The organism is Providencia vermicola (assembly GCF_020381325.1).
Taxonomy (GTDB): domain Bacteria; phylum Pseudomonadota; class Gammaproteobacteria; order Enterobacterales; family Enterobacteriaceae; genus Providencia; species Providencia vermicola.
Window position 1 is genome coordinate 315361 of record NZ_JAGSPI010000004.1, and the last position, 16890, is coordinate 332250.

The 16890-nt window shown below is 40.0% G+C and carries 17 protein-coding genes and 1 riboswitch; of the genes, 5 read left to right on the forward strand and 12 right to left on the reverse strand.

Annotated features, from left to right (window positions below; translation table 11 throughout):
- Window positions 1-563: 563 nt before the first annotated feature.
- Window positions 564-1715: a methionine adenosyltransferase gene (metK, locus tag KDJ85_RS08075; protein WP_225819207.1), complete on the forward strand. Its 1152-nt coding sequence runs from the start codon at window positions 564-566 to the stop codon at window positions 1713-1715.
- Between the two features lie 85 nt (window positions 1716-1800).
- Here metK and KDJ85_RS08080 read toward each other — a convergent pair whose 3' ends face one another.
- Genes KDJ85_RS08080 through KDJ85_RS08090 form a run of 3 tightly spaced genes read right to left on the reverse strand, consistent with a single transcriptional unit; the run spans window position 1801 to window position 2981 of the window.
- Entirely contained in the window at window positions 1801-2211 is a 411-nt protein-coding gene (locus tag KDJ85_RS08080) for a DUF6691 family protein (RefSeq protein ID WP_225819208.1), read from the reverse strand.
- Window positions 2212-2215: 4 nt separating this feature from the next.
- Window positions 2216-2653, reverse strand: coding sequence for a YeeE/YedE family protein (locus tag KDJ85_RS08085; protein ID WP_225819209.1), 438 nt, complete (start codon window positions 2651-2653; stop codon window positions 2216-2218).
- Window position 2654: 1 nt separating this feature from the next.
- Window positions 2655-2981, reverse strand: coding sequence for an ArsR/SmtB family transcription factor (locus tag KDJ85_RS08090; protein WP_206082728.1), 327 nt, complete (start codon window positions 2979-2981; stop codon window positions 2655-2657).
- Window positions 2982-3090: 109 nt separating this feature from the next.
- On the opposite strand from KDJ85_RS08090, the gene KDJ85_RS08095 reads away from it, so the two are divergent.
- Window positions 3091-3624, forward strand: coding sequence for a SprT family zinc-dependent metalloprotease (locus tag KDJ85_RS08095; protein ID WP_225819210.1), 534 nt, complete (start codon window positions 3091-3093; stop codon window positions 3622-3624).
- 31 nt (window positions 3625-3655) lie between these two features.
- On the opposite strand, the gene KDJ85_RS08100 is transcribed toward KDJ85_RS08095, so the two are convergent.
- Window positions 3656-4726, reverse strand: a complete 1071-nt coding sequence (locus KDJ85_RS08100; protein ID WP_225819211.1) for a magnesium transporter — start codon at window positions 4724-4726, stop codon at window positions 3656-3658.
- Between the two features lie 74 nt (window positions 4727-4800).
- Window positions 4801-4973: riboswitch (M-box (ykoK) riboswitch) on the reverse strand.
- A 576-nt stretch (window positions 4974-5549) separates the two neighbouring features.
- Between KDJ85_RS08100 and KDJ85_RS08105 the strand changes: the two genes are divergently transcribed.
- Complete coding sequence (locus tag KDJ85_RS08105) at window positions 5550-5786, forward strand: HEAT repeat domain-containing protein (RefSeq protein ID WP_206082731.1); 237 nt, start codon at window positions 5550-5552, stop codon at window positions 5784-5786.
- 102 nt (window positions 5787-5888) lie between these two features.
- Here KDJ85_RS08105 and hcr read toward each other — a convergent pair whose 3' ends face one another.
- Together hcr and hcp are read right to left on the reverse strand one after the other, a co-directional pair.
- Window positions 5889-6893, reverse strand: a complete 1005-nt coding sequence (gene hcr / locus KDJ85_RS08110) for an NADH oxidoreductase (RefSeq protein WP_225819212.1) — start codon at window positions 6891-6893, stop codon at window positions 5889-5891.
- 77 nt (window positions 6894-6970) lie between these two features.
- Window positions 6971-8623, reverse strand: a complete 1653-nt coding sequence (gene hcp, locus KDJ85_RS08115; protein ID WP_225819213.1) for a hydroxylamine reductase — start codon at window positions 8621-8623, stop codon at window positions 6971-6973.
- Between the two features lie 307 nt (window positions 8624-8930).
- Here hcp and clcA point away from each other — a divergent pair, with 307 nt between their 5' ends.
- Entirely contained in the window at window positions 8931-10316 is a 1386-nt protein-coding gene (clcA, locus tag KDJ85_RS08120) for a H(+)/Cl(-) exchange transporter ClcA (protein ID WP_225819214.1), read from the forward strand.
- 205 nt (window positions 10317-10521) lie between these two features.
- On the opposite strand, the gene tehB is transcribed toward clcA, so the two are convergent.
- The 5 genes from tehB to KDJ85_RS08145 all read right to left on the reverse strand — a co-directional run bounded on the left by tehB (window position 10522) and on the right by KDJ85_RS08145 (window position 15023).
- Window positions 10522-11409, reverse strand: coding sequence for an SAM-dependent methyltransferase TehB (tehB, locus tag KDJ85_RS08125; protein WP_206082735.1), 888 nt, complete (start codon window positions 11407-11409; stop codon window positions 10522-10524).
- 120 nt (window positions 11410-11529) lie between these two features.
- Window positions 11530-12609 (reverse strand): linear amide C-N hydrolase, encoded by a 1080-nt coding sequence (locus KDJ85_RS08130; RefSeq protein WP_225819215.1) that lies wholly within the window; start codon window positions 12607-12609, stop codon window positions 11530-11532.
- 179 nt (window positions 12610-12788) lie between these two features.
- Window positions 12789-13562 (reverse strand): topoisomerase IV, encoded by a 774-nt coding sequence (locus KDJ85_RS08135; RefSeq protein WP_225819216.1) that lies wholly within the window; start codon window positions 13560-13562, stop codon window positions 12789-12791.
- 311 nt (window positions 13563-13873) lie between these two features.
- A complete protein-coding gene (locus KDJ85_RS08140) occupies window positions 13874-14452 on the reverse strand; it encodes a YceI family protein (protein WP_047756888.1) in 579 nt (192 codons plus the stop codon).
- Between the two features lie 13 nt (window positions 14453-14465).
- On the reverse strand, window positions 14466-15023 hold the full coding sequence (locus KDJ85_RS08145) for a cytochrome b (protein ID WP_225819217.1): 558 nt from the start codon (window positions 15021-15023) through the stop codon (window positions 14466-14468).
- A gap of 366 nt (window positions 15024-15389) precedes the next feature.
- Here KDJ85_RS08145 and KDJ85_RS08150 point away from each other — a divergent pair, with 366 nt between their 5' ends.
- Complete coding sequence (locus tag KDJ85_RS08150; RefSeq protein WP_225819218.1) at window positions 15390-16019, forward strand: glutathione S-transferase family protein; 630 nt, start codon at window positions 15390-15392, stop codon at window positions 16017-16019.
- Between the two features lie 147 nt (window positions 16020-16166).
- On the opposite strand, the gene KDJ85_RS08155 is transcribed toward KDJ85_RS08150, so the two are convergent.
- Entirely contained in the window at window positions 16167-16787 is a 621-nt protein-coding gene (locus KDJ85_RS08155; protein WP_225819219.1) for a malonate decarboxylase holo-ACP synthase, read from the reverse strand.
- Window positions 16788-16890 lie beyond the last annotated feature (103 nt).

Below are 16890 nucleotides of genomic sequence, written 5' to 3' on the forward strand. Positions count from 1 at the left end.
CTGTTTAGCCCCTTCAGATTTCAATGTTGTAGCACTATTTTGGCAGGCTGACCTGTTGATTTAAGCTATATCACCTTGTATTTTATTGAAATTCAAAAGTTTATAAACATTCCTGATAGATAGCAGGTACATTCTTTTGACCTACTGGTATATAACGGGGAAAAACAACCATCCGTTACGGTCGCAGTTTATACATCTATTGGGCGCAAAAAGCAAAAGCAAAATGCCGAAATTGCGATAATATTTTAACAACAATAAATCGAGCGATTAATCAGGGCACCTAATAAGCAAAAATAGCTCTTCAATGTATTCACATTACATGGTCTTTAAGTGAAAAATAGCCAAATAAAATAAACCTCCCTTTCCTTAAGGATTCAAAGCGATTTTGCTTAGTTTATGGCGTGTTAGTAGGGATTACGCCTAGGAGATGATAGTTAATTTGTGCCTCTATTCGTTTTTTGTATAAATACAGGTAGAAATTTTTACTTCATAGGACTAAAATAGCCGTCTAGATGTTAAAACATCCAACTATAAATTCTGCGAATTCTTAAGGTATTAATCTCATGGCTACACATCTCTTTACTTCTGAGTCTGTATCAGAAGGGCATCCAGACAAAATTGCGGATCAAATCTCTGACGCAGTACTTGATGCTATTCTTGAACAAGACCCAAAAGCTCGCGTTGCCTGCGAAACCTACGTCAAAACAGGTATGGTAATGGTCGGGGGAGAAATCACCACCAGTGCTTGGGTTGATATTGAAGAAATCACACGCAAAACGGTTCGTGAAATTGGTTACACCAGTTCAGATATGGGCTTTGATGCCAATTCTTGTGCTGTTTTAAGTGCCATTGGTAAGCAGTCTCCTGATATCAACCAAGGTGTTGACCGTACAGACCCATCAGAACAAGGTGCGGGTGACCAAGGCCTGATGTTTGGTTATGCAACCAATGAAACTGATGTGCTAATGCCAGCACCGATTACTTATGCACACCGCTTAGTTCAACGCCAAGCAGAAGTGCGTAAAAATGGTACATTGCCATGGCTGCGTCCAGACGCGAAAAGCCAAGTTACCTTTAAATACGATAACAACAAAATTGTGGGTATCGACGCCGTTGTTTTATCCACTCAGCATTCTGAAGATATCCAACAAAAAGAACTGCATGAAGCAGTGATGGAAGAAATCATCAAGCCCGTTCTACCTGCAGAGTGGTTATCAAAAGAAACTAAATACTTTATTAACCCAACAGGCCGTTTTGTTATCGGTGGGCCAATGGGTGACTGTGGCTTAACAGGCCGTAAAATTATCGTTGATACCTACGGCGGTATGGCGCGTCACGGGGGTGGTGCGTTTTCGGGTAAAGACCCATCAAAAGTTGACCGTTCAGCAGCTTATGCAGCACGTTATGTTGCAAAAAATATTGTTGCGGCTGGCCTGGCTGATCGTTGTGAAATCCAAGTGTCTTACGCGATTGGTGTTGCTGAGCCAACCTCAATTATGGTGGAAACCTTTGGTACAGCGAAAGTTGACGAGTCTCTACTCATCCAATTAGTGCGTGAGTTCTTTGACTTACGTCCTTATGGTTTGATCAACATGCTTGACTTGTTACACCCTATTTATCAGCAAACTGCGTCTTATGGCCACTTTGGCCGCCCACAATTCCCGTGGGAAAAAACAGACAAAGCAGAAGCTTTACGCGAAGCTGCTGGCCTGTAATACATTGTACTAAAACGTATTACACAAAAACCCATCGTAGTGATGGGTTTTTTTATTGCTTGTGACTTAAACCCTGTTAAATAGCTTAAGATTTTTGGCTAAATTGGTAAATTGACATTCCTGCGACCATTGCCAACGCAAAAATAATTCCTTGGGGGATCCCCAATCCTGTTAATAACAATGCAGGGCCTGGGCAAATACCTGCAAGTCCCCAACCAAGGCCAAATACAACACTCCCAGACACCAACTTTTTGTCTATTTTTTGATTCGTTGGAATTTGCAACGGGCAATTTAACACGCTCACACGGCGCTTTTTCACCCATGCATAAGAAACTCCGCTAATCACCATCGCAACAGCCATCGTCACCAGTAATGAAGGGTCCCAATTTCCAGTGATATCTAAGAATGCTAAAATTTTGGCTGGATTCCCCATCCCCGCAAGCACTAACCCCAAGCCAAATAAGACCCCTGAAATTAAGGCAATAAGAATTGGCATCAGTTTATCCCCCTAACCCAAAATGATTAGAAATCGCAACAGTCACAAAAGCAACAATCATGAAAATCAACACCGCGACAATTGAGCGACGGGAAAAACGCGCCATACCACAAATGCCGTGTCCACTTGTACAACCGCTCCCTAAGCGCGTGCCGAAGCCAACGAATAAACCCGCAATGATCAAAATAGGCGTACTTGCCGCGATATTGACTTCAGGTGTATAAGCAAACCACGTAAATAAAATCGGCGAAATAATAATGCCCAAAATAAAGGCAACCTTCCATGCAGTGTCCCCTTTAGTCGGTTTTAAGAGCCCGCCCAAAATACCGCTAATCCCAGCAATTCTGCCGTTAAAAACCAACAAAATTGCCACAGCAACACCAATGAATACCCCGCCGATTGCTGCCGAGACTGGTGTGAAATTTACCCAATCCATACTCATCTTATTTCTCCTGCACGGGGCAATAAAGTTGATATAACGTATTGAGTAACGTGAATAATTTTTCATCAGCAATTGCATAGTAAATGCGTTTGCCCTCACGGCGAGTTTTCACAAGCCCATCATTACGCAATACAGTAAGTTGCTGGGATAATGTAGGTTGTTGGATTCCGAGTTGTTGCTCCAAATCGCTGACGCAAGCCTCTCCTTGAGTCAATTGGCACAATAAAATCAGCCTGTCGGGGTTACCCAGTGTTTTTAATAATGAAGCCGTTTGTGATGCAGCCTGTTTCATAGCTGAAAGCTGCTGTTCCGATGTGATATTATTCATACAGTCACTTATATTTAACAATATTATATACAAATACAATATATTATTTAATATAATAACTGTCAATTTTTACTTGTTTGTGATCATCTGCATCGCGTATTCTTAACTAATGAAAACCATTCGAGTCCCTATTTTCCTACAGCAGCACGTTATGCGGGTTCTACGCGAAAAGCTAGCCCTTGCTGAACAAAAACTGGAACAAACATTTCCTGAGCCCACTGTTAACTACAAACAGCGAGGTACCACGGCGGGTAGCGCTTACCTGAAAGAGTGGGAAATTCGCCTCAATGCAACACTACTGATTGAAAATACAGAAAAATTTATCGATGAAGTCATCCCTCACGAACTTGCACACTTGTTGGTATATCATGTGTTTGGGCGTAAAGGTGTTGCTCCCCATGGAAAGGAATGGAAATGGATGATGCAGCATGTATTGGAGGTTGATGCGAAACGCACACATAACTTTGCCGTTGCAACGGTAAAAAGCAAAACATTTGCCTACCACTGTGCTTGCCAAACTGTGCATCAATTAACCATTCGTCGCCATAATAAAGTGGTACGAGGGGAAAACCAATATTTGTGCCGTCAATGTGGGGAGATTTTAAAACAAGAAAAATTAATCGAAACTGCGGCAGAAAACTGATTTCCTGCCGCATCAAGTTTGAGGCGTGCGCTTAAGCAAACTCCGTCATCACTAACTTAGCGATTTCAAAGTAAATGATTAAGCCAGTTCCATCGATAAAGGTCGCGATAAATGGTGCAGATACCACGGCTGGGTCAACTTTCATTTTCTTTAAAACCATTGGAATGATTGAAGAAACAATCGCACTCCACATTGTAATCGCGACGATAGTTAAGCTCACCACGATAGTCACTTCATGGCCAACACCTAAAATCCAAGCACGGATTAGGGCTGCGCCGCCAATGGTAATTGCGACTAAAAACGAAGTTGAAACCTCTTTCTTCAGGACTGTGCCTAAATTCCGCAAGCTCACCTCGCCCAATGCCATCGCACGGACTAACGTTGAGGTGATTTGTGTTCCACTGTTACCCCCCGTTCCAATTAATAATGGAATAAAGAAAGCCAGTGAAATTGCAGCTTCAAGCTGTTCTTCAAATGCCTTTAAAACGGTTCCAGTGTACGCTTCCGCCACAAATAACATTAATAACCAAACTACACGTTTACGCCATAATGTCACTGGGCTTGTGGTTAAGTAAGGCTCATCAAGTGGTGTCGTTGCGCCTTGTAACTGCGCATCAAGTGTATTCTCATCTTCAATCAGTTCAGCGATATCTTGTGGGCGTAAAACCCCCATTAGCTTGCCAAATTGCACCACTGGGATCATATCTAATCCGCTATGGTTAATCAGGTCATAAACATCATGACGAGATTGGTCTGGCGCAACTGAAAAATAATTATGTCGCATAATATCCGACACGAATAAATCTTCAGGTGAGGCTAATAATGATTTAACTGAAAGTATGCCATTTAAATAATTGTCGCTATCGACAACAAATAAATAGGTAGGAATTTGCTCGCCTTCAAGATGTTCGATAAGGTTCTGTTTTACACAAGCAATTGAATCTGCAACAGAAACTGGCAAATATGATTGGCTCATATATGCGCTTACTGTCGCGTCATCGATTTTTGGTTGTTGTGTATTGTTGCCTTTGAGGCGTGCGTCTTTCATCGCGGATTGAGCAATAGCAACTGCTCCCGCTTTGTTCTGGGTAGTGAATGTCATTTTTTTAGTCCCTAGTTACTGTTGGTTACTCAAACAGTACTCACATAGGGGCGAAACCAGATGAGAGAATGCGAAAGCTATCTCTTCGTCTCGGTTTTAGCACTATACAACGTATCCTGCCTTTAACAGGAAGTTACATGGGGATATACCTTCGGTCGATATATCCTGTCCTAATCTTGGGCGTCTCTCGACGTCGTCAGATCAGTAACCTATGTTTGTATAGGAGCCTCGCCTAACGAGATACTGCACTTTGGATGCGGCGCGAATTATACCCACTGAGAAATTAATTACCACCCTATTCCTACGGTTTTTTACGCATTGAAAACTTACCGTTTAGGTCTCGTTTAAGTTAATATTTAAAATAAACTAATAAAGTAACAAAATGTAATTTTAAATAATTTCCATTACCTTTCCATTAACAGTTAGCATAAAAAACAAATAACCATGTAGAAAATTAAAAATGCATTTAAAATAATCGTTAAAGTTTTTTATATTATACAAAGAAAACAATGACCAAATTTCAAGACGATAGCCTATTTCAGCTTTTCAAGACAAATTTGCCCCATTTAATATAATACACACTCACATAACGAGTAAGATAAATCACTCATACTATTATACCCTCCAATTCTTTCTTTCACCAAAACCAAAAAAACAGAGATTTAGATATGGAAATTTACTTATTTGGTTATTTAACTCCAAAAAGTAACATAAGGGCACTTTTTTAAATTTAAATAAATGTTTTTTTATTTTAATTCAGAGTTAAATATCAACGGATTTATCTTAAAATAAATCAAGATTTATTAACCGTGAAAATTTTATTATGGATAAAGTAATTGTAGGAATGTTAACTAGCTTAACATTTCGTGTAAATGATGAAATAAAAATCGCGGCGATTTCCGCTTTAGGGGATTTTAAAGCAACGATTGAATATAATGATGCCATTATAAGAATCATAGACTTGTGCCAAGATCCGAATAAGGAAGTTGCTGTTTCAGCGATCAATACATTAAGTAAATTATCGGTGTATTTTATACAAACCCCGCTATTAGAACATTAAATTTCACTCTTATTTTATGTATTGTAAATTTTAAATACCTTTTATATGAAATACTGTCCCATTAAATAATACATGAGACAGTATATTATTATTTAAATAATATTAAGCTATTTCAGTATCGCCTTGTAATTGACAACTACATGCTAAAACATACCCTTCTGCTATTTCAGCGGCGGTCAATGTCATTGTACTTGTTGTTGTATAATTGCCTGATAATACTTTTGTCTTGCAACTACCACAAACACCTGCACGACATGCAGCAATAACAGGCTGTTTATTTTGTTCTAACGCAGATAATAACGAAATTCCCACAGGCACTTTAAAATCAGCGAGGCGCTGGCGAATTTTAAGCGTCAGCACATCTTCACTATTAACCACTTCTGGCTCAGTTGAAAAACGTTCCATAAAAAAATGTTCGGCTGGTACACCTAAATTAGCCGCAAATTGCTGAGCATTTTTCATATAAGGAACTGGCCCACAAGTCATCACTACCCGTGAAGCAATATCGGGGACTAATGCTTGTAGTTTTTCTTCATTTAATCGACCTTGGGCTAACTCCCCATTATCTGGCGTTTCAGCCATAATACATAACTGTAAACGTTCTGGGTATGCACGTGTCAGTTGTTGCCATTCCTGCGCAAATATAACTTGCTTGTCGTCTCGCACATTAAATAATACTTTAACATGCGTTTCTGGACGATTGGCCATCAACCAGCGGGTCATTGACATAATTGGCGTCACGCCACAGCCCGCAGCAAGCATTAGATATTGTTGGCTTTTCACATTTGCACAGGTAAATTCCCCTTGAGCCTCAGACAGCCAGAGGTAATCCCCTGGCTTTACTGCACGCGTTAACCAGTTAGAGCCTGCTCCATCCTCTAACCGCCTAACAGTGATTGAAATATAACGGCTTTGACCTGGTGATGAAGAGAGAGTGTAAGCCCGCATGACATCATCACTATTTTTAATACTAACCAATGCATATTGCCCTGGTGAATACATATAAAAATCATGATTAATTAAGTTGATCGTCCAAACATCCGATGTTTCTTGGATAATCGAATGAATTTGCATTCTATTTGGACATAAACTACTTGGCATTGTCATCGCACGACTCCTTTAAAGGGGCTTTCGCCCCTCTCTTCTCATATCTGTGTTTAGGCTTGTAATGTTTTTCTGGCTAATTACGCAGGTAAAATTTCAGCCAAATCTTGCTCAACTGTCGTAATGCTACGCATTCCAAACTTCTCATTTAATACATTGAGTAAGTTTTCAGTTAAGAAACCAGGTGCACTTGGGCCGGTATAAATATTTTTCACGCCAAGGGCCAGAAGGGTTAATAAAATCACGATGGCTTTTTGCTCAAACCACGACAAAATTAAGCTCAGCGGTAAATCATTGATACCACATCCCAGTTTTTCCGATAAATTCACAGCAAGCATAATCGCTGAATAGGCATCATTGCACTGACCCACATCAAGTAAGCGTGGTAAGCCTTCTAGGGTGCCAAAATCTAATTTATTAAAACGATATTTACCGCAAGCCAGTGTTAAAATCAGACAATCTTCAGGTACTGCACGTGCAAAATCAGTGTAATAACTTCTTTCATCACGGCTGCCATCACATCCTCCAACAAGGAATACATGGCGTAATTTTTTCTGTGATACTAAATCAATTACCGCATCTGCTGCACTTAACAGGGTTTGTCGACCAAAACCAACCGTAATTTTGTGTTCGATTTCGGTATATGGGAAACCCGCTAATGATTGTGCTTGCGCGATCATTTCTGCGAAATCATCACCCTCGAGGTGTTTTGCTCCAGGCCAACCGACAATGCTGCGTGTCCAGATTCGGTCTTTATAATCTCCCACATCTGGGTCAATAATACAGTTTGAAGTCATCAATACAGGGCCTGGGAACTTCGCAAACTCCACTTGCTGATTTTGCCAACCGCTACCGTAGTTACCCACTAAGTGTGCGTATTTTTTCAGTTCAGGGTAACCGTGAGCAGGTAACATTTCACCGTGGGTATAGATATTAATCCCTGTTCCTTCAGTTTGTTCTAATAGCATTTTTAAGTCTTTCAGGTCGTGACCTGAGATTAAAATACATTTCCCTGCAACAGGGCGAACGTTAACTTCCGTTGGTGTTGGGTGACCAAACTCGCCAGTTTCACCTGCATCTAAGATTTCCATGATTTTAAAGTTCATCAAACCAATTGCCATGGAATTATTGAGCAGTTCATTCATATCTGCAGGTAATGTACCCAGCCAAGCCATAATTTCATGATATTGACCATAAACATCATTATCATACTGGCCTAACACATGTGCGTGCTCCATATACGCTGCCGCACCTTTTAAGCCATATAAGCAAAGCATACGCAGACCGTGGATATCTTCACCCACTTGGGCTTTATCGATATCTAATGCAAATTTTGCCGCTTGTGCTTGCAGTGTTGGGATATCAGTCCCCTCTAATTGCAAATTAATCAGTGGGTGATTGAATGCGACTGCGCTATTCACTGACTGGCAATGTTTGATTAATTTATCGCGTAAATAAATCGCTTCACGTGCATAACCAATAATACGGTCTGAATCGAAGTTCACGTTGGTTAACGTGGAAAAAAATGCGCGGGGTGCAAAGCTATCGATATCATGATCAATAACGCCTAAAGTCCGTGCAGTAACCGCACTCGCAGATAAACTTTGCAATACAGCAACTAATAAATCTTGTAGATCAGACGTTTCAGCTGTTTTACCGCACATACCCTGCGCGTATGCACAGCCATTTCCAGCTGGAGTTCTAATTGTTTGTTCACATTGCACACAGTACATGTTGTTCGCCTCTTAAAGTTGCATTTTAAATACAACATTAAGATTACGCTCTTTATTAGAATAAAAAAGAGGCATTTCTGGTTATCTAACCATTTATTGATCTATATTAATATTCAATGTTAATGAGAACTATTCACATCAATTAAAGTATGCTAAATAAACAGATTCGCCCTTTTCTGTGTGACTTTTTGTTCCTTTCAGCCTACCTTATGAAAAAAAGTCATTTCCTATGATGGTTTTCGAGTAAGCCTTGGTATACTAAATATAAGTGGTTGTTATTTGGTCGTAATTAGAGAATCCAATAAAGATGATACAGGCAAACGCGTCCCAAAAATCTCCCCCTTCTTCAGCTAAAGGGTTATTCACACGAATAAAAAGCTCAGACAAGACGCCATTAAAGATCCTATTGCTGTCCGCCATCATTGGCGCATTTGTAGGATTAGTCGGCTCTTTATTTGAAATGGGCACAACATGGGTCAGCAATACTCGAGTTCAATCGGTAGATGAATTTGTTGATAACAAGTGGCTGGTTGTTGTAACCATGTTTTTTGTTTCCGCCATTTTAGCGATGATTGGCTATTACCTCGTAAAACGCTTTTCTCCAGAATCTGGAGGGTCAGGGATCCCTGAAATTGAAGGCGCTTTACAAGATTTACGCCCTGTCAGATGGTGGCGAGTGATCCCCGTAAAATTTATTGGTGGCCTTGGCACATTGGGTTCAGGAATGGTTTTAGGCCGTGAAGGCCCAACAGTACAATTAGGCGCAAATATTAGCCAAATGTTCTATGACCTTTTTCGCTTAAAGGATAATGAATCCCGCCATACTTTATTAGCTTCAGGGGCAGCGGCAGGCTTAGCCACTGCGTTTAATGCTCCCCTTGCAGGCATATTATTCATTATCGAAGAGATGCGCCCGCAATTTAAATACAGTTTAATCTCCATTAAATCGGTATTTATTGGTGTAGTGACTGCCACAATTGTTTACCGCTTAATCAACGGTGAAGCTGCTGTACTCAATATTGGTCAATTTTCTGCGGCTCCGATGAATACCCTGTGGTTGTACCTTATTTTGGGTATGTTATTTGGTATTATCGGCATTTGTTTTAACCACTTCCTGCTGTTCTTACAAAGCCAGTTTCAACGTTTTTACCAAAATAAACTTTCTCGTTTTGTCTTGATGGGCGGTTTAATTGGTGGCCTTTGTGGCGCAATTGGTGTTTACATGCCTGAAATAGTTGGTGGCGGTTATGCTGTGATCCACCAGATGGTTGCTGGCAGTTTTACCGTTACCTTATTATTATTATTTTTTGCACTGCGTTTTCTGACGTCGACCATTAGCTTTAGCTCAGGTGCACCTGGTGGGATTTTTTCACCTTTACTCGCTTTAGGTACATTATTTGGAGGGATTTTTGGTTACAGTGCATTAGCACTTTTTCCTGAATACCAAATCGAAGTGGGGACATTTGCCATCGCTGGAATGGGTGCTTTATTTGCAGCAACAGTGAGAGCCCCATTAACAGGGATAGTCTTAGTTTTAGAAATGACCAATAATTACCAGTTAATCCTACCGATGATTATTACCTGTATTGGCGCCACTATGATGGCTCAATTCTTAGGCGGTAGACCGCTATACGCTGTCTTATTAGAAAGAACCTTAGCACGTAGCGAGAAAGAGAAAGCGGCAAACGCATAACTCTTGTGTAAAACAGGGGGCTTTATTAGCCCCCTGAGGTTGTTGACAAAGCAGGATAAAAGCGTGGTTTTTCCTGCTTCGTGTTATCAGCCGAAAATCAATAAATTGATTTTCCTTAGTCTTTTTCAAAACCAATCCGACCTGTAGTCAAACCTAGTCGGTTTGTCAGCAGTCTGAGGGGGCTTTATTAGCCCCCTCATCTTAATTATTTCTTTTTAGCAATCAGTGTCGCAAAATTTAATTTAATACGGTTACCTTGTGCATCTGTACGATGTAAATGCCCAGGATTTTCATTGTATTTTAAGATATCCCAATCTTGGTAATACCCCTCTAGTTCACCTGGTTTTAAGAAACACTTGAATGGCACTAAATCCAATGGTGCATCTGGCGTTTCAACTGCGCAGACAATCACATTGACTCCACCTGATAGCGTGTGCTCTTGCATGTTTCTCACCACATCAGTAATTTTTTCTCGCTGTAAGAACATTAATACCACAGTAGAAATAATTAAATCGTAATCACCTTGGATTTGGTGACTATTGATGTCATAAACCGCGGTATTAATATTATCAATACCTGCCTGTTTTTTAACAAAATCAATTGCCTGAATATGTTGCGGATTGATATCAACCGACGTGACATCATACCCTTGCAATGCAAGGTAAAAACTGTTTCGCCCACGCCCTGAACCAAGATCCAGCGTTTTACATGGCTTAGCAAGATTATTTTCACACAGATAACGCACTTCAGAATGTGGGGTTGTTAAACCGTATTCTTTATAAAACTTAAGTTCAGGCTTACACATAAATGAAAGCTGGCACTGCATATCATCGCTACATTTAGAAATGCGGTGCCAGACTTGCGGCTCAATTATTGGTGGCTGGTTATTTATATCAAACGTGAAATGTTGTTCACTGCCATCATCATTAAAAATGATGAAATCTAAAGAGCCTTGCAGCACCTTCAATTGCGCATAAGAATCTTCTTTTGTGTTATGACGTTCTTGAAACATTAAAGGAAGAGACGCTTTATCCCAGACAGGCATGGTCTTGTAACACACTAGCTCGTTCATATCATCACCAATAAGTTGCATTTTAAATACATCTTATACTGTTAATTTATTATCTGCAAAGTATTCATCAATAAATTACTGAGGCTTTGATACATATCAACCTACAGCAATTACCGTAGGTTGATACCCTAAGATTGGACACTAATAACCTAATTGTTTTGCGCTAAGCCCTAAGAACTCAAATGGTTTTGTCACCACATAATTATTAGTGGCATCCCCTGAATAGATATGACTTTGCTCTTCACCTAGATCCAACTTTTTCACTTTTCCAGTCTCAGCCGAAAAATCGATTTTCGCTAAATCCGTCCAAAAAATATTAGGCGTGAGTGCAGACTCAAAAAAGTATAATTGACGCTTATGATCTACAAGGGTACGCCAACGAGTTGAAGAGATTTCAGGGGAAGACTCAGAGCTTAAACCATAAGGTACAGAGACGTTACGGATCACCCCAAATACACTCGCAACTGCTTTATTTGCTGTGGTATTTTGAGGGATGGCATTGACATAAAACTGAGCACGAGCGAACCTGTCTGCCGATCGGTTAGTACCGGGTAACATCACAGTACCACCAATACCTTGCCAATACTCCTGCATTGCCAGTTGTTTTTCATAGGTTGGCGAGTTGGTCATGACTTGATATTGACGACTATGATGAATAACTTGCTTGCCATCAATATATTCAATGATTGCACTATCACCGCTAGCATCAGAAATCGATAAATGTAAAGTAGCTAAACGGTCTTGGCCAGGAACATTATCAGTGGCCACCAGCAATGGATTTTTTTCAAGCGCCTCAACAGCCTCGGCGACAGTCGCATAGTTGTCTAAAACATATTGCGCCCAGAGTGAAATCGATAATGCAGGTTGTTTATCATTGATTTGCGGGTATTTAGACTCTGCTAGCCACAATAGATTAGCAACTAAACCTTCTTCATTAATACCATCAGTGGTCGAAATATCGTACCCTGAAGCAATCACACTGCCGTATTTCGATTTCCATTTCACTGAATTCGGCCCCGCTACACCATCCCGCGCCATACCACGTGGAAAGATCCAAAGATTAGTGCCGATATCATATTTCCAGTCCATGGTTCGCCCTGTCATGATTTGCTCATTTTCCCCTAAATACACAACACGGGTACAAGCTTGACTAACCACGGCAGGCAAAGAAATTGCCGCTAAGGTAATGAGCGTCACAATACTTTTTTGAACGAACTTCATACCACCTCCCAAAGAGATAAAACTAACATATTGATATAGTAAGCATACTACATAAATGCAGATAATGAGTTTTGCGTAGGTAAAGTATAAAAAATGACAGGAGATGTGAATAAAATAAATGTAATAATTGATAATACATAATAGCACCCCATTAAGAGGTGCGACTATTTAACCTAAAACTAATTATTCACCGATGAAAATAAAGAACGCAATAATGCGGCTTTTTTCCCGTTATCAGGGATAGCAAGAATTTCATCATAAAAACTGATGGATATTTGGCAAGCAAGTGCAGGGGATTTTTTACCTGCCTCTAAATTCCCAAGAATTGCAGCATCTGCACCATATTTAGTACTTAGACCAGCGGCTAATTGGCCGAGTGTTTGGGTATATTCAGTGGGTGACATTAACGCCTGAGTTTTACCTGCTTCACTGGAAATCAATAATTCATTGGTCGCTTGAATTTGCTTCAATAACACTGCTTGGCTTTTTTTCGGTGGAATGATTTCAGCCGTTTCTCTTAAATGTGGAAATAGTGAATAAAAACAGGTTTTCCCTGTAGGGTCTTCTTCCAATAAAACTTTAAGATAATCATTAACCTTACTGGTAAAATTAATCACTGCATCATCAGATGCATATTCCATCCGTTCTAAGACCAGTTTCATCACACTACCAACAACTTGGTCGAATAATTGGCGACGAATATCTTCGTTTTCAGGGTCGTATTGTGTAATCAGGTGTTCAAAGCTTTGATAGGTTTCAGGGCTGATTTTTTTCACTGTCGCAATAATTGGCAGCTCTTTCTCAGCTTGCGCTAACGCTTCTGAGTGGATAGCGGTATTATTGTCTGTAGATAACACATTGTTATCTTTGCTTAACCAGTAAAAACCGACTGCAAATGCAATAAATATAATGCTAACAATCAATGCGGTTTTACGTGAACTATTTGTATTCAAAGTCGCCCTGCCTTTTCTTAATAAAACGAATAACTACTCTCATTTTCACGTTATTACGTTACCTTTTCGTCACATTCAATCACCCAATGACATTAAGCCTCTTAGGTAATTATAGTGCGCATTACGATAACATTCTGAATTAACCTGAAAAAAGTGATATCGACTATTTTAGCCTGTATCAATGCGGGCTAGCTATAGGAATAAGGGAAATTGCGCGGGAAAAAAGAGGGAAATTGCCACAAAAAATCAATTCGTTCTTTTATGAAAAAAACACCCTCGAGGTTTATCTCCCCGAGGGTGTTGTCATAGAATTATTTAGTCTGAACGCCTTCAACTGAAATTAACAGTTGAGCTTCTTGGGATTTAGGGCCCAAATCAGACTTAATATTAAACTCTTTCAACTTAATGTTACCTTGCGCTTCGAAACCTGCACGGTATCCACCCCATGGATCTTTACCTTCCCCCATGAGTTTTGCATCTAACGTAATTGGTTTCGTTACACCATTTAAGGTGAAGTCACCCGTAATTTTGTAGGTTTCACCGTCTTTTTTCACTTCCGTTGAAACGAATTTCGCTTCAGGGAATTTAGAGGCATTTAAAAAGTCTGCGCTGCGTAAGTGTTTATCACGCTCTGCATGGTTAGTATCGATGCTGCCTGTTTTAATCGTCACTTCAACTTTGTCTTTTGATGGGTCTTTTGCATCATAAGTAAAGTTACCATCAAAATCTTTAAAACTGCCGTATACCCAGCTATAACCTAAGTGCTGAATACGGAATTCGATGAAAGCGTGTTGGCCTTGCTTATCAAATTGATAAGTTTCAGCAAGTGCAGAACCTGCCGTTAAAAATAGTGCACCAGAAGCCAGACCAAGAACCGTTTTCTTCAACATAATTATCTCCACGTTACTTATCGGGGTTAAAACCCAACATTCTTTTTAATGTAATATCACGATCAAAGATGTGATGTTTAAATGCAGCAAACGCATGTAAAACTGACAATAAAACTACCGCCCAAGCGAGGTACAAATGAATTTCACCTGCGGTATCCGCTTGTGTTGCAGCGCCAGTAAATAAAGCGGGAACATCAAACCAACCAAATACGCTGATTGGCTGTCCATCAGCAGTCGAAATTAAATAACCGCTAATCAAAATACTGAATAAAATAATATAAATCAGAATTTGAACAGTAATAGAACTGGCTTTAGTTAATTTACTGTAACTTGATAATGGCTTTGGTGGCGGTGAAATAAATCGCCAAATCACACGAAATACCATAACAATAAATAATAATATTCCTATACTTTTATGAATTTCTGGTGCTTGGTGGTACCAACTATCATAATAGCCCAGCGTCACCATCCATAAACCTAAAGCAAACATTCCATATACGACAATTGCGACTAACCAGTGGATGAGCAGCGAAATGTGCCCATAACGGGTTGTATTATTTTTCCATTGCATGATAAAAAACCAGTTAGAGATGAAGGTGATATTTAATTAGCTAAGCCGTAATAATCATAAGGTGAAATTAATTTTATTCCTATCCCAAAGTTAAACAAATATTTTGTTGAAGATATTCAAATACGATCACCATTATAAAAAATAGTTTATTATTCCATTTTGTCTATATTAAATAATAAAATTTGAATAAAGTTTTTTCCAGTTTTGTAAATCACTATGACAGTTTATTTTTTAATAGTGCAATTCATTCTATCTTATTCTTATTCGTTATATTCTGTTTAGCGATAAAAAACGTTTGTAGACCCACCATCTTCCTTTTACATTGGTATTCTCTCTTCCCTACTTTTTTGATGAGCAGGTTCGCCTATGTACACACTTTGGATTGCTAACAAAAATTACTCTTCTTGGTCATTACGTCCTTGGGTTTTATTAAAAACACTGCAAATTCCTTTTGAGGAAAATATCTGCTTTTTTGAAAATGGCAAAAATAGCCATGATAAATTTAGCCGTTTTTCACCTACCGGGTTAGTGCCTTGTTTAGTGGATGGAAAGCACACTGTTTGGGATTCTTTAGCAATTTGTGAATATGTTGCTGAAGATCACCCACAAGTGTGGCCAACAGACCGTATAGCTAGGGCTTGGGCACGCAGTGCCAGTGCTGAAATGCACTCAGGCTTCACTGCCTTGCGCCAACAATGCCCTATGGATGTTTCTCGCAATGCACCATTAACTGTGATATCCCGTGAGTTACAGGCAGACATCGACCGAATTTCACAGTTGTGGCAAGAAGGGCTGGAAAAATTTAGCGGCCCTTGGCTGGCTGGAAATGAATTTACAGCGGTAGATGCTTTTTATGCCCCTGTCGCATTTCGCATCCACAGTTACCAGCTGCCAGTTAATGCAGCGGCACAACAATGGGTTGCCCGTATGCTGAGCTTGCCTGCGATGCAAGAATGGCGACAAGCGGGCATTCAAGAGCCCCATATCGACCATTAAAAAAATAGCGCAGAGTCTTTTTTCTCTGCGCTATTTTCAACCAATTATTGTTCGGTAAAAAATCACCTGCACGAGCATCAAAATTAATTATTAAACAATATGTTTAACAAACAAACGAGTTACGTGCATTTTTACGACAAACGCAATTTAAAGCGTTTCATCCCACGGATCTGCTGTCATCACATCACCTTGTGGTGTATGCAATGTCACCTGGTCATTTTTAAACCACTCAGCTAATGAAAACCCCCCTTTCGGCGTTTCCACATGAATATCGATGGGGCAGTAAGGTGTATTCGCTTTGATGGCAAATTCAGCAAAATCTTCTTTTTGATGGCGCGTTGGGCAGCGCAGTACTACATCGAGGTCGCAATCGGACAGCATGCTTTGAATATCCGTTGCCAACGTATAGGCGCAGCTCCCCGCCACGCCCCATTTCCACGGCCATTTGGTTTGTGAAATTAGCCATAAAACCTGTACGGGTGGCAATGCAATAAACATCGACCGTTGTAATTCAACGGAATCAGCCACCAATGACTCAACATTCATGATGTGCGTGATTGCTGATTTTTTAATTTGTGTCGTAGCACGTTGATGCGGCTTAATCCCCCTTATTGCGACCGTCACATTACCGTCTTCTGCCTTATCACGGTATACCGTCAGTGGCAATTTGCTATTCCACTGTGCGCTAACCCATTCAGGGAGTGATTCTATCTCGACATCTTCATTGCTGCCGACCCAAACAAAATCATGAGGATTGATTATTTGCATTTTTTTACCTTTATGACTGTTACGACTGCTCTTTGTCTATTATGCCTTTTTTGCTATATAAAAACAGAAGTTACCTCGACTTTGCTTGAGCAATAACATTTAT